The organism is Mesorhizobium sp. CA13, assembly GCF_020165235.1.
In the GTDB taxonomy this organism is placed as follows: Bacteria; Pseudomonadota; Alphaproteobacteria; order Rhizobiales; family Rhizobiaceae; genus Mesorhizobium.
Genome location: NZ_JAIUHS010000001.1, coordinates 95,436 through 117,572, shown reverse-complemented (window position 1 = coordinate 117,572; position 22,137 = coordinate 95,436). Strand labels below are relative to the sequence as shown.

The following is a 22,137-nucleotide window of genomic DNA, read 5'->3' as shown; positions in this document are numbered from 1 at the left end:
TAAACAACGATGAAAGCGTCTCCGATCGATCGAGGGGCAAAAGTCAATTACCCTGTCCTCCGATGAGCTGTAATGATCCACGCGCGCGAGTCGAAGAGTACGCCCTCGCTGGTCATATGCGCCTCCAGTAAATCGCGCAGCCGCTGCAATGTCTTGTCGGGCGCTTCATCGGTTTGCGCCAGCGCGTCCTTTACAAGATAAAGGTCGGTGAGCGCGTCAAACGCCCTGTCGACGTCTGGTCCATAGAAGACGGGTTCCCGCACGTCGATAAAATGATCGAAACAAAGCCCGCCGTGGTCAGAAGTTCTGTGGCGAGGGCAGGATCGCCAAGTGAAAACGGCGTGCCGGCATCTGCCGAAACCGCGGTTCCTGGTGCCAAGGCTCGCCGAATGGCGCCGGACCATTCGTTGCGCTCCTGACTTTGCCACACCATCCACGCAAGGCGCGCGCCCGGACGCATTGCCCGGGCAACATTGGCAAACGCCGCCGCCGGATCGGCAAAGAACATCACGCCAAACCGGCTGATGCAGAGGTCGAACGCGGCGGCGGGAAATGCGTGGTGCTGGGCGTCGCCTTGCTCAAACGCCACATTTCGCAGCCCCGCTTCACTGGAACGTCGTCGCGCAATCTCGATCATCTCCAAGGACGTATCCACGCCGGTCGCTTCGCCTTCCGACGCGGCACGGGCCGCCTCACGCGTTGTTTGTCCTGCACCGCAACCGAGATCGAGCACGCGGTCACGTATCCCAGCGCTGGCGGCGACGCGCAGATGATCATTGTGACGTTTCAGTTCCGCGTCATAGAAATCAGCCCGATCCAACATCTCCACTTCACTTGGGTTCTGCCTCGGTCACCTAGTTTCTTTAACCAGTCTCAACCCGATCAAAGCAGTCGATTGCTGACGCTGATGAGGCTACGCAGTACAGAGGCTCGATATAAGGCTGCTTGAATAACGATTTTTACTTGGCGCCGTGCCGAGCCAAGGTGGCCGGCGCCCTTTTTTGGGGGCGGGTGGGGTAAACCCGACTTGGCAGGACGCCGGCCAGGCGGGTTGGGGTCCGCCAAAAAGTATAATGGCAGAAAACCTTGCGGTTCGATATTCCGCGATAACGGAACATCTGCGCGACATGGGCGAGTTCTAGCCGATGTCGAGGGGTCCATGATCCGACTGTTCATCCACCAGCGTAGGTGGCGCATATCGGCTTTCTGGCCGCAGATATTGCAGGTGTAGACGCTGTGCTTCTTGCGCGCCGAGTCATGCGGATGGCCAGGAAGGGCGGGGGAGTCCGCCCACCGTAGGCATAACGGCTCTCGGTAAAGATGCCTTTTATGGCAGCTCTGCTATCTACCAGCCCTGCCGACTATACCAGTCGTCGACGTCTCGGCGTACGCGATCCTTCTCGATGCCGTAGCGTTCCTGGATAATGCCCTCAAGCTGATCGCGTTTGCCGGCGATGCGGTCGAGATCATCATCAGTGAGCTTGCCCCACTGCTCCTTCACCTTACCCTTGACCTGCTTCCAGTTTCCTTCGACGCGGTTCCAATCCATGGTGGCTATCTCCTGAATCACACATGGAAGAACGGGTGTATCGCCATGAGGTTCCGGCGGCCAAATCCCCGTCGATCACCGCCAGCGCGGGAATGCTGCGGCTGCGCTTTGGCATCAGCGATGATGTGCGCCGGCTTTCTTGTTTCCCTCACGCCTTGTTCACGGCGGCGTCAGCCTGAAGTCGCTCCCCTCCGGCAGCAATTGCCCGCCATCGACGACAATCGTGGTGCCGGTGATGTAGCTGGCATCGTCGGAGGCCAGGAACAGGAAGGCATTGGCGACGTCGCGCGGGCTGCCCAGCCGGCCGAGCGGAATGGCGTCTTCCATGTTTTTGATGAAGGTGGCGCCCCGGTGAAGCTCCATTCCCTCGGTGAGGATGTTGCCGGGTTCGACGCCGTTGACGGTTATGCCGTAGCCGGCGAATTCGAGCGCCGCCGAACGGATCAGCCCGTTTATGCCTGCCTTGGTCGCGGAATAGTGGCCGTGGCCGGGACTGGTGACGTGTGGTCCGGTGATCGAGGAGGTGAACAGCATGCGCCCGCGGCGCTGCGCCTTCATCGGCACCAGCGCGGCGCGGGCGGCATTGAAACTGCCGCGCAGATTGACCGCCATGACGCGGTCCCAGTCGTCCGGGCTGGTGTTCTCCAGCAATTGCCAGGGATAAATGCCGGCGTTCTGGACGATGATGTCGAGGCGGCCGTGGCGCGTGAGTGCCAGCGCGACGGCGGCCTCGACATCGGCCAAAAGCGAGATGTCCGTGCCGATGAAGGCGGCGTCAAGTTCACTGGCGGTCGCCCGCCCCACCTCGATCTCGGTGTCGGCAAGCACAAGCCTGGCGCCTTCTTCGGCGAAACGTTGGGCGATGCCCTTGCCGATGCCGCGCGCGGCGCCGACGATCAGCGCCACCTTGCCGGACAGTCTTCCGGTCTCTGGCCGTACGGTCATGCGAGCCTCTGGCGAATGGTTTGCTTGAAGGCGTCGAGCAGGACCGCCGCCAGCACCAGCAGGCCGTGAATGACCTGGGTGAAGTTGGCGGGCAAACCCATCAGATTGATCGCCGTGTTGATTGCCGACAAAAGCAGCACGCCGGCATAGACGCCGGGTAAGGTGCCGACGCCGCCTTTCAGGCTGACACCGCCGATAACGACGGCGGCAAAGGCGTTGAAAAGAAGGCCGACGCCGAGATTGGCGGTGGCGCCCGAGGTGCGGATCGCGAGCAGCCAGCCGGCAAGGCCGGCTATGGCGCCGGCAAGCACGAAGGCGATGATCAGGTTGCGGTTGACGCGGATGCCGGCACGGAAGGTCGCCGTCTCGTTGCCGCCGATCATCACCAGGTGCCTGCCGAAAGGCGTCTTGGCCATGATCAGCGAGAAGACGACGAAGCAGGCGATCGCGATCCAGGCGGTGAGCGGCAGACCGATCAGCCGCTGGATGCCGAACCAGCGGATGGCAGGCGCCAGATCCTGCGCCGAGCGGCCGCCCGAAATGACCAGCACCAGGCCGCGCACCCAGATGTAGGAGGCCAGCGTGATGATGAAGGCGCTCATCTTGACCTTGACGACCAGAAATCCGTTGAAGGCGCCGATGATGCCGCCGACGGCAAGCGCCAGCAGCAGCGAGACCGGCACCATCAGCCAGTCCGGGTGCAACTGCACCCCGAGGCCGATGCCTGAAGAGCAGAACAGGATGCCGACCGCCATGGCGCTGAGCGCGGCCACCGATTCGACCGACAGGTCCATGTGCCCGGCGATGATGACCAGCGCCAGGCCGATCGACATCACGCCCAGCACGCTGGAGGCTTCGATGATGTTGGCGAAAATACCGAGCTGGAAATAATTGGGAATGAAAAGGGAGAACACCACCAGCACGAAGACCAGCATGAACCAGACGAGATTGTCGAGGACGAACTCGAGGATTTGACGGGTGCGGGGGCTCATGGGCTGATCCGGTTTGGGTTCGAATGCCGCGGCGGTTCTATGCCGGGCAATTCTGCCGGGCAGGGCGGCTCCGGGCGCGTGGCCCGGAGCCGTTCTGGGGGAAGGTTTACTCGACGGGCTTCACGGTGTCCGTCGGCGGCTTCTGGTTGCCCCAGAAGGCCGGATTATCGACGTTCTCCTTGGTGATCGCGGCACCCGGGATCTTGATGTTCGGGCCCCAGGCCTCCTTGGTCACCACTGACTTGAGCCCAAGCACGTCATAGTCGCCGGGCTTGATCTCCTGCTTGTTGACGACCTTGTCCATGAACATGGCGACGGCCGCGGCCTGGGCGTAGAGTGGCTGTTCGACTTCGACATTGAGCCAGCCCTTGCGGATCAGGTCGAGGCCGACCGGCGCGCCGTTCGAACTCATCAGCATGACGTCGCCCGGCTTCTTGCCGGCGGCCTCGAGCGAGGCGACGGCGGCGACCGAGAGATGCGCGGCGTGGCTGAAGATCAGGTCGATGTCGGGGTTGGCAAGCATCTGGTCGGCGACGATGGTGCCGGCGTTGCTGGCCTCCCATTGCATGGCAGGCAGCGAGATGATCTTGACGTCCGGGAACGCCTTCATCTTCTCTTCAAAGCCCTTTTGGATGTCGAGCGTGTAGGGATCGCCGGGATCGCCGAGCACCTGCAGGACCTTGCCCTTCACAGCGCCGTTCTTGGCCTTCAGCAGCGCTTCGGCCTGTTCGGCGGCGACGTGGCCGATTTCGACAGTGCCGGCTACCGACGTGAAGTCGGATGGAGTGGAGGTGATCTGGCGATCGAATTCCACGACAGGTATGCCGGCCGCGCGCGCGGCCTCGATCGACGGCTTCAGCGCGTTGAAGTCGACGGCGGCCAGGATGATCGCCTTCGGTTTCAGCGCGATGACGTCGTTCATCTGCGATTGCTGGGCGTCGGTCTTGTTGTCGGCGTTCAGCGTCTTCATCTCGTAGCCGACCTGTTTCAGGAACAGTTCCAGCGCGCTCACCGAGCCGGTCTGGAACTCGTCGAGCAAGGTCGGCACCATGTAGTAGACGGTACCCTTGGACTGGGCGAATGCCGGCGTGAGCGTGGCAACTGCCAGTGCCAGGATACCGAGGACAGAAAGAAGTATTCGTTTCATGTCGTTGGCTCCTCTAGTGCCGGACCCCTCTTTTGTCCCTCAGCCCGCCGGTCCGGCACCGGCAAGCGTCTCTCCGGTGATCATATTGATCACCGCATCGGGACTTGTCTTGTTGCGTGCGACATCGCCGGCCACGACGCCCTGCCGGATCACTACGATCCGGTCTGCGACCTGGAAGGCCTGCTGCATGATGTGGGTGATGATGACGACGCCGATGCCCTGGTTCGCCACTTGGCGGATCATGTCGAGACCGCGCCGCGTTTGCTCGACCCCGAGTGCCGCAAACGGCTCGTCGAGCAGCACCAGCTTGCCGCCCCAGTGCACGAAGCGGTTGAGCTCGATGGCTTGCCGCTGCCCGCCCGAGAGATGCTCGACATTGGTGCGCAATGACGGAATACGGGTGCCGGCACTGGCAAGCGCCTTGCCGACCACGGCCTCCATCGCCCGCTCGTCGAGCACTGGAATGCCAAGCACCTTGCGCGTGATCTCACGCCCCATGAAGAAATTGGCAACCACGTCGACATTCGTGCACAGCGACAGGTCCTGGTACACGGTCTCGATGCCAGCCGCCTTGGCCTCGGCGGGGGATTTGGCAAGGAACTCCTTGCCTTCGAACAGCATGCGGCCGGAGGTGGGCTCCAGCCCGCCGGCGATGATCTTGACCAGCGTCGACTTGCCGGCGCCGTTGTCGCCCAGCAACGCGACCACCTCGCCCTTGCCGATCGAAAAGCTTATGCCCTTCAGAGCCTGGATCGCGCCATAGTTCTTGGTGACGTTGTCGAGCACCAGCAGGGGTTCGCTCATCAGGCAACCTCCCTGGCCGTCAGGATATCGCGGCCGCGTTCGCGCCCGGCGGTGAACATCTGGCCGAAGCGCGGCGACAACACGCCTGAGACGGCCAATGCGGCCGCGCCGCGCAGCACGGCATGCTGGCCGCCGCCGGCGACGATAATGCGCGGCGTCTTGCGGTCCTTGCGGGCCGAAACCGAATTGTGCAGAGGCGCAGCCGACCTCGCCAGGCGTTCGAGCAGGTCCGGCGCCGCCAGCCCGCCGAGCACGACCGTCTCGGGGTCGAAAAGGTTCTCGATGATGGCTATGGCGTTGCGGAAGATCGGGCCGACCTCGGCGACCCAATCGGCATCGCTGCCCTTCCAGCGCCCTCGCGCTTCGAGAGAGACATAACGTTCGAGGCAACCGCGATTGCCGCACGGGCAAAGCTCGCCATCGGGAACGACGGGAATATGGCCGATTTCGCCGGCATTGCCCCAGGCGCCGCGCAGCACACTGCCGTCATGCATCATGGCGCTGCCAAGGCCGACGCCGAAATAGAGATAGTAATATTCGGAATGCTGGGCGCCGATGCCGTAGAGGCGCTCGCCCATCGCGGCCGCTGCCATGTCGCCGTCGAAAAAGGCCGGCAATCCCGTCGCCGCCGTTAGCCGTTCGCGCAGTGCCACGTCCTTCCATCCGGCCATTGTGGTCGGCCCGATGAAGCTCATGGTGTCGACGCCGAACGGGCCGGGAAGCGCCATGCCGATGCCGATGACACGGCCCGCGGCGCGCGTTCCGGTAAGCTCGCGGACCATGGCGCCGACCTGGTCGAACGCATGATCGGGCGTCGCGTTGGGGGCTTCGCGGTGCAAGCTGTCGATCACGTCACCGCTGAGATTGATCAGCGCCGCGTCGATCCCCAGCGGCGTCAGGTGGATGCCGACGGCATAACCGCCCTCGGGATTGATGCGCAGCGTCGCTGGTGGCAGGCCACGGCCCTTCGGCTCCTCGCGTACGGACAGGACGTAGCCCTGCTCCTCCAGTTCGCGAACGATGGTCGAAACGGTCTGGACGGTGAGCCCGACATGCCTGGCGATGTCGCCCCTGGCGATGGGGCCGTACCGGCGGATCGATTCGAGCACGATGCGCCGGTTGTACGGCCGCCCGAACTCCTGATTGGTCCCTCGCAATGCCATGCCTTGCGTCCCCGGTTGAGGCAAGGTTGGCACCAAACATTTATTCAGTCAAATGGAATTCAAAAATGTGCCGTACTTGAGGGATGTGTCCGCGACGGCAGAAAGGCCGCGGCTGCGGCCATTGCCATCATCTGCCTGGGCGGCAGATGGAATACATCTGATACCGACCACTATATGGGCTTCGACAATTTGCGGTCGCCCCGCAAGGGAAAAGCCCTGGACGGCGACAAGGATGCGAAAAAGCAATGAGGACGGCGCGGGATGGCGGCTGCCTGGGCCCGTGCGTTAGAGATACTGCGCGACCTTCTTGCCGACCGTGAGGAAACGCAATGGATCGATCGCTTCGCCATTGTGACGGACTTCGTAATGCAGATGTGGCCCGGTCGAGCGACCGCTGCTGCCGGTCTTGCCGATGACAGCGCCGGCATCCACTTTTTCGCCTACGGTCACGTCGATTTCGCTGAGATGTCCATAGCGCGTGGCAAACCCGTTGCCGTGATCGACTTCGACCATGCGGCCATAGCCGCCATTCCAGCCGGCCTTGGTGACCACGCCTGGCGCGGTGACCTTGGCCGCCATGCCGATCGGCGCCCTGAAGTCCATTCCCGAATGCAGGGCGGCCGTGCCGAGGATCGGGTCGGTGCGCACGCCGAACGGGCTGGTGACGGAATGACCGGGTGCGGGATTGGCGAGCGGCAGTCGGCGTGCTTCCTTCTTGAGTTGGTCGAGCGTGTCCAGCGCCTCGTCCAGTTCCTTGACCTTGCTGTCGAAAAACATCGAGCTGTCGAGCGGGATCAGCGGTCCGCCGACATCGCTTTCGTTCTTGCCGAAGTCGCTGTCGACCGGCAGCCCGGCCGCCTCGAGCGCCTGGGTTATGGCATCGGCATTCTTGTAGGCGTTGTCAGCAAGTATGCTGATCCGCGTGAGCTGGTCGTTCTCGATGGATTTCAACGACTTGTTGATCGATATGAACAGCTTGTCGGCACGATCGGCGGCTGAATCGTTCGGCAGCGGATCGGAGCGGGTCGCCCACAGGGAGAACGGCCTGGTGTCGGCGGCGCCGGGGGCGGCGCCGAGGCTGGCCAGCGCGTAGTTTTGAGCAGGCTGGGCGATGCTGCCGGTTACTTCGGCGTGTTTGTCAGGCTTTGCCGGCACTGCCGGTTCTTCGGCCGTCGCCGCGCCGACTTCATTTTCGGCGCGGTCCAGCAGCGGGCCGAGGCGGCCGTGGCGCTGGCTGAGCTGCGTCTGGCGCTCCAAAAGCTCGCTCACCTTGGTTTCCATCAATTGCTGATCAAGCAATTGCCGGCTGGTGATGCGGTCGACCTGGGCGCGTAATGCGGAGATGCGGTCTTCGTAAGCCTGCTGCATACGCGCCTGGCGCGCGGTGGTGGCGCCGATCAGGTCGTCGCGCAGCACGAGATAGGAGGTGGCCAGCAGGTAACCGATGGCGATCGCCGCCAGCGCCGAACCGAGAAATACAACCAGCCAGGGCCGGATCGTGAAGTGCCTGATCTCGCTGCCGCGGGCGATGATGACTGTATGCGGTTCCTTGCGCCTGCCAAAGATCGCGGACTGACCGGTTGCGTTCACGGGACCAAGCTTTCGTTTACGACACCACGACAGCCCGACTACACATTATTAAGGTTAACAAAGCCTTGCCGAAGCAAGGCGTCGGCAAGGATTGCCCGCAAAACGAGCATGGGGTTGTGGGAGAAATCTTCGCGCCGCCTTCTGAAAACAAGGCGCCGGCACGGAGACGCGGCCGGCCCTTAAAGCGCGCGAACGGCTTCCAAGACTTCCTCGGCATGGCCCTTGACGCGGACCTTGCGCCAGATCCTGGCGATACGCCCGTCGCGGCCGATCAGGAACGTCGCCCGCTCGACGCCCATGTATTTGCGGCCATACATCGATTTCTCGACCCAAAGATGATAGGCCTCGATCACCTTGCGCTCCTCGTCGGCGGCAAGGTCGATGGTAAGATCGTATTTCGATTTGAACTTGTCGTGTTTCCTGGCGCTGTCGGGCGACAGGCCGATCACGACGGCGCCGGCCTTCTCGAATTTGGGCTTCAGCTGCGAAAAACTGATCGCTTCGGCGGTGCAGCCGGTGGTGTCGTCCTGTGGGTAAAAGTAGAGGACGACAGGTCTGCCGGCAAAGCCGGCCAGGCTGAGCGAACCGCCGCCGTCCCGCGGCAGCTCGAATTGCGGCGCAACGTCGCCCACATTGAGGTCGGCCATATCGATGCCCTTGTTTGAGGTTACGCGCGAAGCCACACCGATATAGTGTCGAGCGGGGATTCGTCCACGAGCGAGTTCGTAGAACGGAAAATTGCGTGGATCAGGAGCAACCGCAGCACGAGAAGATCAGGTTCAGGCGGGATGAAATCACCGACCTGGGCGCCTTGCCGTCGGCTTGCCGCGTTCCGCCTCTCGGCCAGGCGGCGATCGGGCGCGGTTTTCGCATCCTTTCGCGGCTGTTTGCCGGCGCCATTGCGCTGGTGGCGCTGGCGGCGGTGGCCGTCTATCTCATCGGCGTCTCCGGAATAGGGGCCGACCGGCTGCGCGTCGAGGCGGAGGCCGCCATCGAGAAGCTTGCGGGCGTCGATGTCGATGTTGCGGTCGGGCCCGCCCGCATCACCCTCGACAGTTCGAGCTTCGTCGCGCTCCAGGTGAGCGACGTCAGCCTGAAGGCAAGCGACGGCAAGCCCATGGCCGATGCGGGCAGGGTGCGTTTCGGCATGCGCCTGCTGCCGCTGCTTCGAGGCGAGGTGCGGCTGACCAGCGCCAGGATTTCCGATGCGCGCATCGTTACCGCGGCGATGCCGTCGGGCGGCGACTGGACGGCCGAGCTGCGCAATCGAGACGGGCTGATCGATCCCGAAAAACTGTCCGATGCGCTCTTTGCCAACATCAATCACGCTCTCGATGCGGTGCGCGAGGAATCGCTGCATCGTATCGATCTTCACAATGTGGCATTCGTCTTGCCCGATACCGAGGCGGTCAGGTTGATCACCGTCGCCGACGCGGTCGTCCTGCAGTCGGGGACAGGCGGCATGGAGTTCTCCTCGCAGGCAAATGTCGACGGCAAGGCGGTGACCGTCGCCGCATCCGCCAGCCGCGATGCCGAGACCCGGCGCGTGATGTCGCTGGATGCCACCGTCGGTATCGCCGAAGATGGTGACGCGAGCGGCGCCGCGGCGTCCGGCAGTAGGTTGGGCGCGCTCAGCGTGACGCTCAAAGGGGCGCAAGGCGCCGGCGACACCGCGTCGCGGCTGACGGCTGCCTTGTCGTCCAGGGGATCGGTGCTTGATCTCGGCTCGCGCGGCCTGCTGTCGGCCGATGTCGACCTCGACGCCACGCTCGTGCGCGGCAGCAACAAGATCCAGGTGGACCGGCTGTTGCTCAAGACCGGCCGCTCGACCTTCGATTTCGCCGGCTCGATTGGGCCGAGGCCCGCGACCGGCGCCGCCGGTGAGGAGCCGGCCTACCGATACGATCTGACCAGTGACGGCTCGACGCTGGCGCCTTCGGAATCGCCGGAGCCGGCGCTCACCTTCCTTGCCCGCATCGCCGGTGTCTACCAGACCAAAAGCCATAGATTGGTAGCCGATCAGATCGCAGTCCGATCCGCCGCTTCCAGCGAGGTCCTTGGCACCGCGGCCGTGGAGTTCGTTGACGGCAAGGCTCCCGGCATCAATCTGGCGCTCAACGTCCACGACATGCCGGTCTCGCACGTCAAGCAGCTTTGGCCATGGTTTTCGGCGCGCAATGCGCGGCTCTGGGTATTGGACAATCTGTTCGGCGGCCGCGTCGTGGACGCCAATCTTCAATTCCAGGTGGTGCCTGATCGCCTCGGCAATGGTGTGCCGCTTTCCGCCGACGAGGTGTTCGGCCGCTTCCAGATAGAAGGATCGCGTTTCGACACGGCTGGCCGCATCCCGCCGATCCGCGATGCCGTCGGTGTCGTCGCCTTCCACGGCAATGACGTCGATATCTCCCTGTCCTCGGGCACCGTCTTCATGCCCAGCGGCCGCACCGTGGCGGCCAGCAACGGCACGCTGACCGTCAAGGCGGCCAACCGCCCGCCGGTCGTCGGCGCACTCGACATCGACGTTGCCGGCGAAGCGTCCGCGGTCGCTGAACTTGCCTCCTACGAGCCGATCAACGCCATGCGTCATGTCGGCTTCCTGCCGGAAGACCTGTCCGGCAGTGTCACCGGCCATGTCAGGGCCGATATTCCGCTGCAGTCCGGCGTCGACAGCTCGAAGCTCGATTGGCTGGTATCGCTCGACTACAGCGGGCTTTCATTGGCCAAGCCGTTCGAAGGCCAGACCGTCACGGATGCCGACGGTTCCGTCACGGTCGACCCTGAAAAGGCTGTCATTTCCGCCAAGGCATCCCTGAACGGCATTCCGGCCGAACTCGACCTGATCGAGCCGCTGGAGGATGGCGGACCGGCACGCAGCCGCAAGGTGGCCCTGGTGCTCGACGACAAGATCCGCGCCGCCGCCATGCCGGGGCTGGCCCCATTGCTGGGCGGAACCGTGAAGGTCGCGATCGACAAAAGCGGCGAGGGCAACCAGAACGTCTCGGCCGACCTGACCAATGCCAGGCTCGACATCCCCTGGGCCGGATGGAGCAAGGGAGCAGGGATTCCCGCAAGTGCTACATTCGTCATGACCACGTCCGGCGACACCACGACGCTTTCCGACTTCGACCTCGACGGCAAGACATTCTCCGTCGACGGCAACATCGTGCTGGTCAACGGGGCGCTGTCGTCGGCAAAGTTCAGCAAAGTCGCGCTGAACCGGGGCGACGACGTGGCGGTGTCCGTCAAGCGATCGGGCAGGGGCTATGCAGTCAACATCAGCGGCAACGCCCTGGATGCCCGCTCGCTGATCAAGCAATTCACCTCCGACGTCGACACCGCGACCAAGACGACGGGCGCCGACGCGATTTCCGTCAGCGCCGATGTCGATCGGCTGACCGGTTTCCACGACGAGCAATTGTCCGATCTCAAGCTCGATTACAGCGCGGCCGGCTCGAAGGTGAACGGGCTGAAGGTCAGCGCCACCGCAAGTTCGGGAGCCGCCATAGCTATCAGCAACACGAGCAGCGCCGGCCGGCGCTCGCTCAACGTACAGTCGGCGGACGCCGGTGCGATACTGAGATTCCTCAACATCTACGAGCATATGGAAGGTGGGGCGATTGCCCTGGCCTTGTCGGGAGCGGGCGACGGGCCGATGAAGGGCAAGGTGGACACGACGAACTTCTTCGTCGTCAACGAACCGAAGCTCGCGTCCATCGTCTCGACCACGCCGGCAGGCGATAGCCGCAGCCTCAATCAGGCGGTCAAGGGCAAGCTCGACACCTCGCGGGTACAGTTCGAACGCGGCTACGCCGAGATCGAGAAGGGCAGCGGCTATCTCAGGCTGGCCAATGGCGTGCTGCGCGGTCCCCGCATCGGCACCACGTTCCAGGGCACGCTCTATGACCAGAACAACAATATGGACATGACCGGCACCTTCATGCCGGTCTATGGCCTCAACCGCATCTTCGGCGAACTGCCCATCGTCGGCGCGCTTCTGGGTAACGGCCGCGACCGCGGCCTGATCGGCGTCACCTATCGGCTCAAGGGCAACGCCAACAAGCCGCTGCTCGACATCAATCCGCTCTCGGTGATCGCGCCGGGGATATTCAGGTCGATCTTCGAGTATCGGTGAAGGGGCTCAGATCGGCCGCACCAAAATGTGCTTTTTCCTGCCGAGTGAAAGCTTTACGACGTTTTCCGGACTCAAGTCCTGGAGCGTGACAGTGCGGCGATCATCGCTGACAGGCTGATCGTTCAGCCGCACCGCGCCGCCTTGCACATGCCGCCGCGCTTCGCCGTTGGACGCCGCCAGTCCGGCGGTCACCAGCAGCGACAGGATGCCGACGCCGGCTTCGAGCTTGGCGTTCTCGACCTCGACGCTCGGCAACGTCTCGGCGAGGGCACCCTCCTCGAACGTCTTGCGTGCGGTTTCGCTGGCCTGTTCGGCGGCGCCGCGACCGTGGAGCAAGGCGGTGATCTCGGTGGCGAGGATCTTTTTCGCCTCGTTGATCTCGGATCCTCCGAGCTTCTCCAGACGCGCCACCTCGTCCAACGGCAGCGTCGTATAGAGTTTCAGGAAACGGCCGACATCGGCGTCCTCGGTGTTGCGCCAATATTGCCAGAATTCGTAAGGCGAGAGCATCTCTGCATCGAGCCAGACGGCGCCCGTGGCGGACTTGCCCATCTTGGCGCCCGACGAGGTGGTGAGCAGCGGCGTGGTCAGTGCATAAAGCTGCGCGTCCTCCATGCGGCGACCGAGATCGATGCCGTTGATGATGTTGCCCCACTGATCGGAGCCGCCCATCTGCAGACGGCAGCCGAGACGCTTGTAGAGCTCGACGAAGTCATAGGCCTGCAGGATCATGTAGTTGAATTCGAGGAAGGACAATGACTGCTCGCGGTCGAGCCGCAGCTTGACGGAATCGAAGGCCAGCATGCGGTTGACCGAAAAATGACGGCCGACGTCGCGCAGGAAATTGACGTAGTTGATCTCCATCAGCCAGTCGGCGTTGTTGACCATGATCGCGTCATTCGGGCCGCTGCCGAATTTGAGATACGGCATGAAATTGCGGCGGATGCCGGCGAGATTGTCGTCGATATCGCGCGGTGTCAGAAGCTTGCGCGCCTCGTCCTTGAAGGAAGGGTCGCCGATCATCGAGGTGCCGCCGCCCATCAAGGCGATCGGCCGGTGGCCGGTCTGCTGCAGCCAGTGCAACATCATGATCTGGATCAGCGAGCCGGCGTGCAGGCTCTTGGCGGTCGCGTCGAAGCCGATATAGGCGGTCACCGTCTCCGTGGCGAAGAGATCGTCCAACCCGGCATCATCCGAAGTCTGGTGGATGAAGCCGCGCTCGCTCATCGTGCGCAGGAAATCGGATTTGAAGGCAGGCATGTTTTCTTTCCCGAAAGCGCCCGGCCGATCCGGTACGGACGTATATGAACGCGCGCGTTTAGCACCCAAGCGCGATCAGCAAAAGTGGAATCCGGTTTTGCGCCCGATCGCGCTTTAACCAGGGACTCGCGATCAGCAAAAGTGGAATCCGGTTTTGCGCCCATCGCGCTTCGACCAGGGGCTTGGCAATCACTCGTTGTTGAAACGCCGCAACCCGCCTCTCGGCGCGGATGCTTGCTTCATTGTTTGTGCTGGCGTAATGAGGCGCGCGCCAAAAGGTCCTTGCAGCCCACGACCCCAAGCGGCACCGCACGGCATCCACCCAATGCCATATCCGACGACAGAGCCCCACGCGACATGCCGGACGCATTGATATCCATCGTCATTCCTTGCAGGAACGAGGCGGCAAACCTGCCGCTGCTGATCGATGAGATCGAGGCGGCGATGACCGGGCGCGACTTCGAACTGATCATCGTCAACGACGGCTCGACCGATGGAACCGCAGCCGTTCTCGCCAAGCAGGCAGCACTTCGCCCGTTTCCCGTCAGAGAATTGCGGCACGAGAAATCGGCCGGCCAGAGCCTCTCGGTACGCTCCGGCGCCTGGGCGGCGCGCGGAAGCATCGTTGCCACGATCGACGGCGATGGTCAGAACGATCCTCAGTACATTCCCATGCTGGTTGACGCCTTGCGGCGGGCCGGGCCCGGCTACGGCGCCGCGCAAGGGCAGCGCCTGAAGCGCCGCGACAGCAAGGTCAAGCAACTGGCGTCGCGGTTCGCCAACTGGCTGAGAAACGCCATCCTGCATGACGAGACGCGCGACACCGGCTGCGGCCTGAAGGCGGTCCACACCGAGATCCTGCGCAAGCTGCCGTTCTTCGACGGCACCCATCGTTTCGTTCCGGCGCTGGTCATCCAGGAAGGATACCATGTCGTGCATTGCGACGTCGTCGACCGCTCCCGCCGCCACGGCAAGTCGAACTACGGGATTTTCGACCGCGGCCTCCAAGGCGTGCTCGATCTCTGCGGCGTCTGGTGGCTGCGCCGCAGGCGTCGCCGGATGCCAAAAGTAGAGGAAATCATGCATGGTTAACGTGCTTCAGGAACTGGTGACCTGGATCCACCGGGTCTTCATCGAACAGTTCAACGCATGGATCCTGCTCGGCTTCGTCGCCCAGTTCTTTTTCACCATGCGCTTCGTCGTGCAGTGGCTTGCGTCGGAAAAGGCCAAGCGTAGCGTCGTGCCGATCGCCTTCTGGTTCTTCTCGCTGTTCGGCGGGGCTCTGCTGCTGGTTTATGCGATCAAGCGGCAGGACCCGGTGTTCATTGCCGGCCAGGGCATGGGCTTGTTCATCTACATCAGAAATCTCTGGCTGATCGCCAATGAACGCAAGGCGGCGATGACCAAGGTCGATTGAGCGGCTTTGCGCATCAGCAAGAATGGTCGGAGAGGCTGGAATATGGCGCTGAACAGGAACTACATCCTTCTCTTCCTGTTCAGCCTCGTGATGACGGTGTCGGGACTTGCGTCCATGCCCCCGCTGGATCGTGACGAGCCGCGCTTCGTCCAGGCCACCAAGCAGATGGTCGAGAGTGGCGATTATGTCGACATCCGCTTTCAGGACGCCTCACGCTACCAGAAGCCGATCGGCATCTATTGGCTGCAATCCGCGGCCGTGGCCCTGAGCGGCAAGGGCGCCGCCGCACCGATATGGGTCTATCGCCTGGTGTCGACGCTGGGCATCGCCCTGACCGTTCTCGGCATCGCCTGGACCGGCACCAGGCTTTTCGGAGTCAGCGCCGGCATCGCCGCAGGCCTGGTGATGGCGGCGATCTTCGCCACCGCCTTCGAGGGCCGCGACGCCAAGACCGATGCGATGCTGCTGGCCTGCTGCGTGGCGGCGCAGGGCGCGCTGGCGCAGATCTATCTGGCATCGCGCCGCAACGAGCCCGTCGCCGGCCATCTGTGGTGGATATTCTGGCTGGCGCAAGGGGCCGCGATCCTCATCAAGGGACCGATCGCCCCACTGCTGTCGGCGCTCACCATCGCTGTCTTATTTGCATTCGAACGCGACGGGCGCTGGCTGTCGAAGCTCAAAGTGGGACGCGGCCTGCTGCTCGTCGTGCTGATCGTGTTGCCCTGGCTCGCCCTGATCACCTGGAAAAGCCACGGCGCCTTCCTCCAGCAGGCCGTCGGCAAGGATATGCTCGGCAAGGTCGCCCAGGGCGAGGAATCGCACGGCCTGCCGCCCGGCTTCTACATGCTGACCTACTCGCTGTTCATGTGGCCGTTCGGCCTGATCGCCGTCGGCGCCGGCCTGCAAGCCCTCAACCGGCTCCGCGACGATGTCAGGCTGCGCTTCTGCCTCGCCTGGTACATCCCCTTCTGGCTGGTGTTCGAGTTGATCCCGACCAAGCTGCCGCACTATGTGCTGCCGGCCTATCCCGGCATGGCGCTGCTGATCGGCTGGCTTTTGACATTGCAGCCGCAGGACGCCAATGCGCCGCTCCGGCGATGGCAGCAATGGTTGTGGTGGTCAACGGCCTTTGGCCTGGTCGTGGTCAGCCTCGGCCTGGCGGCGGTCTGCGTGGCCGCCCCGATCTACCTCACCCATGCTTTCTCCTGGTGGAGCATTCCGGCGGCCGCGTCGGCGCTCGGCGCCGGCTATCTGGCCTTCTCGCGACAGTTGCAAGTACCGCTTGCCCGTATCGGCGCCGTCGCCGCCTGTGCGGGCATCACCTACGGGTTGCTGTTTGGTGTCATCGCCCCATCCTTGGGGCCGATATGGCTGAGCCCGGCGATCAACGAGGCTGTGCGCGCCTACAAGCCCTGCGACACCTCGGTGCTGGCGTCGGCCCGGTACCACGAACCGAGCCTTGTGTTCCTGGTGGGCACGAAAACGGTGCTGACCGATACCGATGGCGTGGCAAAGCACCTGCTTGCGGACCCCGCCTGCGCGCTGGGGCTGGCGCCGGTCGAGGATGAGCAGAAACTCAATGGTCTGCTGGCCGGGCAAGGCAAGGCGGCCAGCCGTCTTACACGGATCGACGGGCTCAACTTTTCATCGGGAGACAAAATGTCGCTCGGCCTCTACCGTATCGCCCAATGAATTCGACAATGGGATCGGGTTTTCAATGCTGGTGAAACCGCGCCCTTCCGTTTCCATTGCGCCCGCCGCGGTGCTGCGTCGGTCGGCCGGCAATTTCCGCGACACGCTGCGGATCGTCAGAGGGCGCTTCGCCGCTCGTTCCGCATCGTATCCCAAGATCCTCTGGCCGCTCTGGGTCTCGGCCTGGATTTTGCTGACGGCAGTGGCGTTCGTCGGCCTCGACACTCCGGCGGGGCTGCTGCACGGCCAGTGGTCGGCGGGCTTCGGCCGGCTTGCCGAGTTCCTGACGCAGTTCGGCCTGGGCGGCTGGTATCTCATCCCGCCGGCACTGCTGCTCATAGGGGCCAATCTGACGGACTGGCGAAGCCTGTCGCGGCGGTCATTGATGCTCGTCTACAACTGGACCTGCCTGGCGTTCCTTGCGCTGAGCGCCGTCGGCCTGTCCGGCCTGCTGGTCAATGTCCTGAAATATGCGATCGGCCGGGCGCGTCCGCTCTATTTTCAGGATCTTGGGGTCCTGTCGTTGCGTCCCTTCGCCTTCGATGCGCGCTTTGCCGGTTTTCCTTCCGGTCACGCCACGACCATGGGGGCCGTGTTCGGCATCCTGCTGCTTTTGTTCCCGCGGCGCTGGTACATCGCCTTGCCGGTCACGGCCTGCATCGCCTCGACGCGGGTCTTCGTCGGCGCGCATTATCCGAGTGATACCGTCGCCGGCTTTGGTCTTGGCTTTGCCTTCGCGCTGGTTTGCGGATTGGTCTTTGCCCGGCTCGGCTTCATCTTCGGCCCGACACGGTCGGGATTGCCGGTGCGCAAGCCAACCTTTCGGCTGATCGGTCGAAACAAGGCGAACGGCCATCCGATCCGTTGAGCCTGGGATTTAGAGCAATTCCAGGAAAAGTGTATACGGTTTTCCGTCCGGAATTACGTCAAAACAAGGAGTTAGAGAGTTCTCCGTTCCGTGAAACGGTGAACTGCTCTACTCGCCGTCCAGTCCGCCGTAGGACCTTACCAGGTGCACCATGTCGGATGAATTGGCCGTCTCGCTCTCAAGCCCGCGCGCAACGCCTGCGCGATCGGCGACGGGACGGTTCTGGCTGACCTTCCATTTGCCGTGGATTTCGCTGATCTCGATCTCCAGCCCGATGATGCCCTTGATCTGCGACTGGATGAACGGGGCAGGCGCATCGGTGACCGCCCATGGCGCCTCACGCGCGCCCTCCTGCGAAGCCGTCAGGTCAGCGATCTGCCGCGCCAGCCAGTCCTGGTCGTCGATCACCTTCGCGGTGCCGCGCACCTGCACGATGGCATAGTTCCAGGTCGGCACCACCTTGCCGGTTTCGCGCTTGGTCTCGTACCAGGACGGCGTCACATAGGCGTCGGTGCCCTGGAAGACGATCAGCACCGTCGAGGCCGGATTGTCGGCGATGAGGCGCCATTGCGAATTGGCTTTGGCCAGATGAGCGCGCAGCCTGCCGTTTGGCCCGATATCGGCGTCGAGCAGGAACGGGATGGCGTTGGCGACCGGCCCCTCGGGTCCGCCGGAAACCAAGAGGCCGAGCGGATTTGCCCGGATCAGCCCGTGCAGCACCTCCGGCCGCGTTTCCTGGAAATGAGGGGGCTGGTACATCGCGGTCATCCGCCCTTTAGCGCAGCCGCTTCGGGCGCGGATCCGACAATTCGCCGGCCAGCCGGCGATCGAGATAATCCGCGCATTCCTCGATCAGCAGTTCGGCATCGTTGGCGAAGAAATGATTGGCGCCGGGCAAGGTCTTCTGCGTGATGGTGATGCCCTTTTGCGTGTGTAGCTTGTCGACCAGGCCCTGCACGTCCTTCGGCGGCGCCACCTTGTCGGCGTCGCCATGGATGATGAGCCCCGAGGAGGGGCAGGGAGCGAGGAAAGAGAAATCGTAGGTGTTGGGCTGCGGCGCGACCGAGATGAAGCCTTCGATCTCGGGACGGCGCATCAAAAGCTGCATGCCGATCCACGAGCCGAACGAATAGCCGGCAACCCAGCAACTCTTGGAATCCGGATGCAGCGACTGCACCCAGTCGAGTGCGGCTGCCGCATCCGACAATTCGCCTGTACCGTGATCGAATTCGCCCTGGCTGCGGCCGATGCCGCGGAAATTGAAGCGCAGCGTGGTGAAGTCGCGCTTCTGGAACATGTAGAAGAGGTCGTACACGATCTTGTTGTTCATCGTGCCGCCGAATTGCGGGTGCGGATGCAAGACAATGGCGATCGGCGCGCTCTTTTCCTTCGAGGGCTGGTAGCGACCCTCGAGACGGCCGGCCGGACCGGTGAAAATGACCTCAGGCATGAAATACTCCACTTGGGTAATAAGAAATGCGCGGCGCCCGGAACAACCTTCCTCTGGCCTTGACGCAGGGCGAGCGTCTTCATAGAAGCTAGTTTAGAATTGTTCAAAACTGGGTGGCCGAAACGCAATCGCCCGGCCGCCCGCGCCGCAAGCCGCGTAAATAGGACGGCTTGCCTTGGAATTTCAAGGAAATAACGCGATATCTCGGTGGAATGGCTTCTGACGGGACCAACTGGAAGGAAATGGCCGGAATGCGCGCCTATCTCGACTACAATGCCAGTGCGCCGCTGCTTGCAGCGGCACGCGAGGCTATGGTCGCGGCGCTGGATATCGCCGCCAATCCATCATCGGTCCACGCCGAAGGGCGTGCGGCGCGTCGCCTGATCGAAACCGCAAGGCGTGATGTGGCGGAATTGGTGAACGCCAAGGCTGGGCATGTCGTGTTCACGTCAGGCGCCACGGAAGCCGCCTCGATGCTGCTGACGCCCGATTGGCGGATGGGGCGCGGGACCATCCGCATGAGCCATCTCTATGTCTGCGAAGCCGACCACCCCTGCCTGTTGAACGGCGGGTCCTTCCCGGCCTCGCAGGTGACGCGGATCGGCGTTGACGCCAACGGAATCGTCGACCTCGAAGCAATGGCAAACGCCCTTGCCGCGCACGACAAGGCCAGCGGCCTGCCGCTGGTGGCAATCCATGCCGCCAATAATGAGACTGGCGTCATCCAGCCGGTCGATCGTATCGCCGAAATCGTAAAGGCGGTCGGCGGTGTCCTCGTCGTAGACGCGGTTCAGGCGGCAGGCCGCATTTCGATCGACATTTCGGCGGGTTACGCCGACTATCTGATATTGTCGTCGCACAAGATCGGCGGCCCCAAGGGCGTCGGCGCCATCGTCGCCGCTGCCGATCTGATGATGCCGAAGCCTCTCATCAACGGCGGTGGCCAGGAGAAGGGCCATCGCGGCGGCACCGAGAATCTGTCCGGCATTGCGGGATTCGGCGCGGCGGCGCGGGAGGCTCTCGCCGGATTGGCGGGCATTGATACCGTGCGTCGGCGTCGCGACGAGATCGAGGCCATCGTAAAAATATTGGTGCCAGACGTGGAAATCTTCGGAACCGGCGCGCCGAGGCTTGCCAACACGACATTCTTCGCTATTCCCGGCGTCAAGGCCGAGACGGTTCAGATCGCCTTCGACCTCGCCGGTGTGGCGCTCTCGGCGGGTTCTGCCTGCTCGTCGGGCAAGGTCGGTCCGAGCCATGTGCTGAAGGCCATGGGGCACGGTGACAGCCTGGGTGCGTTGCGCGTGTCGATTGGCGCGGCGACCGGTGCGCAGGACATCGAGGCGTTCCGGCTGGCGCTGGCGGAAATCGCCGCGCGTCGGGTGCGCAAGGAGAAGGCCGCGTAGCGGTTGGACGAATTTGGGCCTTTCGGCCTGGTAGAGCCGTGCGTTTCATGCTGGCCGGGTGAATTTCCGGCCGAAGCGCACTATATGAAACTTACGCCGCCGCGGGTGCTCCTTGGGTGCTCATCCGGCGGTGCCATAGTTTGAAAACTGTCGGGCCTTGACCCCGGCGTGGATGGAGAACGCATATGCCTGCTGTGCAGGACACGATCGATCGGGTCCGAAAGATCGACGTCGACCAATACAAATACGGATTCCAGACCGAAATCGCTGTCGACAAGGCCCCCAAGGGCCTGAGCGAAGACATCATCCGTTTCATTTCGGCGAAGAAGGACGAACCGTCCTGGATGCTGGAATGGCGGCTGGAAGCCTACCGGCGCTGGCTGACGCTGGAAGAGCCGACCTGGGCGCGCGTCAACTATCCCAAGATCGATTTCCAGGACATCTACTATTACGCGGCGCCGAAGAGCACGCCCGGCCCGACGTCGCTCAGCGACGTCGATCCCGAAATCCTGAAGGTCTATGAGAAGCTCGGCATTCCGCTCAAGGAGCAGGAGATCCTGGCGGGCGTCCAGAAGACCGACGCGTCCGAGCTCGAGGAAGCCAGCGACAACGTCTATAAATCCGGCCGCGTCGCCGTCGACGCCGTGTTCGATTCGGTTTCCGTCGTCACCACCTTCAAGAAGGAGCTGGCGCAGGCCGGCGTCATCTTCTGCTCGATCTCGGAAGCCATCCGCGAACATCCGGAACTGGTGAAGAAATATCTCGGCTCGGTCGTGCCGACCTCGGATAATTTTTATGCCACGCTGAATTCGGCCGTGTTCACCGACGGCTCCTTCGTCTTCGTGCCCAAGGGCGTTCGCTGCCCGATGGAACTGTCGACCTATTTCCGCATGAACGAGAAGAACACCGGCCAGTTCGAGCGCACGCTGATCATCGCCGAGGAGGGGGCCTACGTCTCCTATCTCGAAGGCTGCACGGCGCCGCAGCGCGACGAGAACCAGCTCCATGCCGCGGTCGTCGAACTGGTGGCGCTCGATGACGCCGAGATCAAATATTCGACGGTGCAGAACTGGTATCCCGGCGACGCCGAGGGCAAGGGCGGCATCTACAATTTCGTCACCAAGCGCGGCGATTGCCGCGGCCACCGCTCGAAGATTTCATGGACGCAGGTCGAAACCGGCTCGGCCATCACCTGGAAATATCCGAGCTGCATCCTGCGCGGCGACGATTCCTCGGGCGAGTTCTATTCGATCGCCGTCTCGAACGGCTACCAGCAGGTCGATAGCGGCACCAAGATGATCCATCTCGGCAAGAACACGTCGAGCCGTATCATCTCCAAGGGCATCGCCGCCGGCTTCTCGCAGAACACCTATCGCGGCCAGGTTTCGGCGCACCGCAAGGCGACCAACGCGCGCAACTTCACCAATTGCGACTCGCTGCTGATCGGCGACCAGTGCGGCGCCCACACCGTGCCCTACATGGAGGCCAAGAACGCGACGGCTCAGTTCGAGCATGAAGCGACGACGTCGAAGATTTCCGAGGACCAGAAATTCTACGTCATGCAACGCGGCATCCCGGAGGAGGAAGCGATCGCGCTGATCGTCAACGGCTTCGTCAAGGACGTGATCCAGCAACTGCCGATGGAGTTCGCCGTCGAAGCCCAGAAGTTGATCGGAATTTCGCTCGAGGGCTCGGTCGGCTGACCGGACAGATATTCAGGAA

19 protein-coding genes and 1 pseudogene are annotated in these 22,137 nt (G+C 63.1%); 8 read left to right on the top strand and 12 right to left on the bottom strand.

Translation table 11 applies throughout. From position 1 onward, the window contains the following. Positions 1-47 precede the first annotated feature (47 nt). Positions 48-823 (bottom strand): annotated as a pseudogene (locus tag LB566_RS00650) (class I SAM-dependent methyltransferase). A gap of 522 nt (positions 824-1,345) precedes the next feature. Next, a complete protein-coding gene (locus LB566_RS00645) occupies positions 1,346-1,549 on the bottom strand; it encodes a CsbD family protein (protein WP_140493912.1) in 204 nt (67 codons plus the stop codon). Between the two features lie 23 nt (positions 1,550-1,572). Between LB566_RS00645 and LB566_RS00640 the strand changes: the two genes are divergently transcribed. Continuing rightward, complete coding sequence (locus LB566_RS00640; protein ID WP_224622447.1) at positions 1,573-1,728, top strand: hypothetical protein; 156 nt, start codon at positions 1,573-1,575, stop codon at positions 1,726-1,728. Here LB566_RS00640 and LB566_RS00635 read toward each other — a convergent pair. The 7 genes from LB566_RS00635 to LB566_RS00605 all read right to left on the bottom strand — a co-directional run bounded on the left by LB566_RS00635 (position 1,709) and on the right by LB566_RS00605 (position 8,837). Further along, positions 1,709-2,494: an SDR family NAD(P)-dependent oxidoreductase gene (locus LB566_RS00635; RefSeq protein WP_224622446.1), complete on the bottom strand. Its 786-nt coding sequence runs from the start codon at positions 2,492-2,494 to the stop codon at positions 1,709-1,711. The two genes, LB566_RS00640 and LB566_RS00635, sit on opposite strands and share 20 nt — an antisense overlap. Continuing rightward, complete coding sequence (locus LB566_RS00630; protein ID WP_140548970.1) at positions 2,491-3,486, bottom strand: ABC transporter permease; 996 nt, start codon at positions 3,484-3,486, stop codon at positions 2,491-2,493. Before LB566_RS00630 ends, LB566_RS00635 begins: the two co-directional genes overlap by 4 nt. Before the next feature lie 106 nt (positions 3,487-3,592). Then, on the bottom strand, positions 3,593-4,633 hold the full coding sequence (locus tag LB566_RS00625) for a sugar ABC transporter substrate-binding protein (protein WP_140637871.1): 1,041 nt from the start codon (positions 4,631-4,633) through the stop codon (positions 3,593-3,595). Between the two features lie 39 nt (positions 4,634-4,672). Further along, positions 4,673-5,437, bottom strand: coding sequence for an ATP-binding cassette domain-containing protein (locus LB566_RS00620; RefSeq protein ID WP_140493903.1), 765 nt, complete (start codon positions 5,435-5,437; stop codon positions 4,673-4,675). Continuing rightward, the gene (locus LB566_RS00615) at positions 5,437-6,600 is read right to left on the bottom strand and encodes an ROK family transcriptional regulator (protein ID WP_224622445.1); all 1,164 of its coding nucleotides are present in this window, start codon (positions 6,598-6,600) and stop codon (positions 5,437-5,439) included. The genes LB566_RS00620 and LB566_RS00615 overlap by 1 nt, the downstream gene beginning before the upstream one ends. A gap of 285 nt (positions 6,601-6,885) precedes the next feature. Beyond that, positions 6,886-8,190 (bottom strand): M23 family metallopeptidase, encoded by a 1,305-nt coding sequence (locus tag LB566_RS00610; RefSeq protein ID WP_224622444.1) that lies wholly within the window; start codon positions 8,188-8,190, stop codon positions 6,886-6,888. A 179-nt stretch (positions 8,191-8,369) separates the two neighbouring features. Further along, the gene (locus LB566_RS00605; protein WP_224622443.1) at positions 8,370-8,837 is read right to left on the bottom strand and encodes a peroxiredoxin; all 468 of its coding nucleotides are present in this window, start codon (positions 8,835-8,837) and stop codon (positions 8,370-8,372) included. Between the two features lie 95 nt (positions 8,838-8,932). On the opposite strand from LB566_RS00605, the gene LB566_RS00600 reads away from it, so the two are divergent. Next, a complete protein-coding gene (locus LB566_RS00600; protein WP_224622442.1) occupies positions 8,933-12,322 on the top strand; it encodes a DUF3971 domain-containing protein in 3,390 nt (1,129 codons plus the stop codon). A 6-nt stretch (positions 12,323-12,328) separates the two neighbouring features. Here LB566_RS00600 and tyrS read toward each other — a convergent pair whose 3' ends face one another. Continuing rightward, positions 12,329-13,582, bottom strand: coding sequence for a tyrosine--tRNA ligase (gene tyrS / locus LB566_RS00595; RefSeq protein ID WP_224622441.1), 1,254 nt, complete (start codon positions 13,580-13,582; stop codon positions 12,329-12,331). 357 nt (positions 13,583-13,939) lie between these two features. Between tyrS and LB566_RS00590 the strand changes: the two genes are divergently transcribed. The 4 genes from LB566_RS00590 to LB566_RS00575 are packed head-to-tail and all read left to right on the top strand — an operon-like array spanning position 13,940 to position 17,559. Continuing rightward, positions 13,940-14,674, top strand: coding sequence for a glycosyltransferase family 2 protein (locus tag LB566_RS00590; RefSeq protein ID WP_140548956.1), 735 nt, complete (start codon positions 13,940-13,942; stop codon positions 14,672-14,674). Continuing rightward, a complete protein-coding gene (locus LB566_RS00585; protein ID WP_140548954.1) occupies positions 14,667-14,999 on the top strand; it encodes a lipid-A-disaccharide synthase N-terminal domain-containing protein in 333 nt (110 codons plus the stop codon). Before LB566_RS00590 ends, LB566_RS00585 begins: the two co-directional genes overlap by 8 nt. Before the next feature lie 42 nt (positions 15,000-15,041). Continuing rightward, the gene (locus tag LB566_RS00580; protein ID WP_224622440.1) at positions 15,042-16,691 is read left to right on the top strand and encodes an ArnT family glycosyltransferase; all 1,650 of its coding nucleotides are present in this window, start codon (positions 15,042-15,044) and stop codon (positions 16,689-16,691) included. Positions 16,692-16,716: 25 nt separating this feature from the next. Next, complete coding sequence (locus LB566_RS00575; RefSeq protein ID WP_224622439.1) at positions 16,717-17,559, top strand: phosphatase PAP2 family protein; 843 nt, start codon at positions 16,717-16,719, stop codon at positions 17,557-17,559. Positions 17,560-17,667: 108 nt separating this feature from the next. Here LB566_RS00575 and LB566_RS00570 read toward each other — a convergent pair whose 3' ends face one another. Together LB566_RS00570 and LB566_RS00565 are read right to left on the bottom strand one after the other, a co-directional pair. Then, the gene (locus LB566_RS00570; RefSeq protein ID WP_224622438.1) at positions 17,668-18,318 is read right to left on the bottom strand and encodes an FMN-binding negative transcriptional regulator; all 651 of its coding nucleotides are present in this window, start codon (positions 18,316-18,318) and stop codon (positions 17,668-17,670) included. Positions 18,319-18,334: 16 nt separating this feature from the next. Further along, positions 18,335-19,009, bottom strand: coding sequence for an alpha/beta hydrolase (locus LB566_RS00565; protein WP_140493883.1), 675 nt, complete (start codon positions 19,007-19,009; stop codon positions 18,335-18,337). A 242-nt stretch (positions 19,010-19,251) separates the two neighbouring features. On the opposite strand from LB566_RS00565, the gene LB566_RS00560 reads away from it, so the two are divergent. Then, positions 19,252-20,415 (top strand): cysteine desulfurase family protein, encoded by a 1,164-nt coding sequence (locus LB566_RS00560; protein ID WP_224623605.1) that lies wholly within the window; start codon positions 19,252-19,254, stop codon positions 20,413-20,415. Between the two features lie 185 nt (positions 20,416-20,600). Next, positions 20,601-22,118 (top strand): Fe-S cluster assembly protein SufB, encoded by a 1,518-nt coding sequence (sufB, locus tag LB566_RS00555; RefSeq protein WP_140548947.1) that lies wholly within the window; start codon positions 20,601-20,603, stop codon positions 22,116-22,118. Positions 22,119-22,137 lie beyond the last annotated feature (19 nt).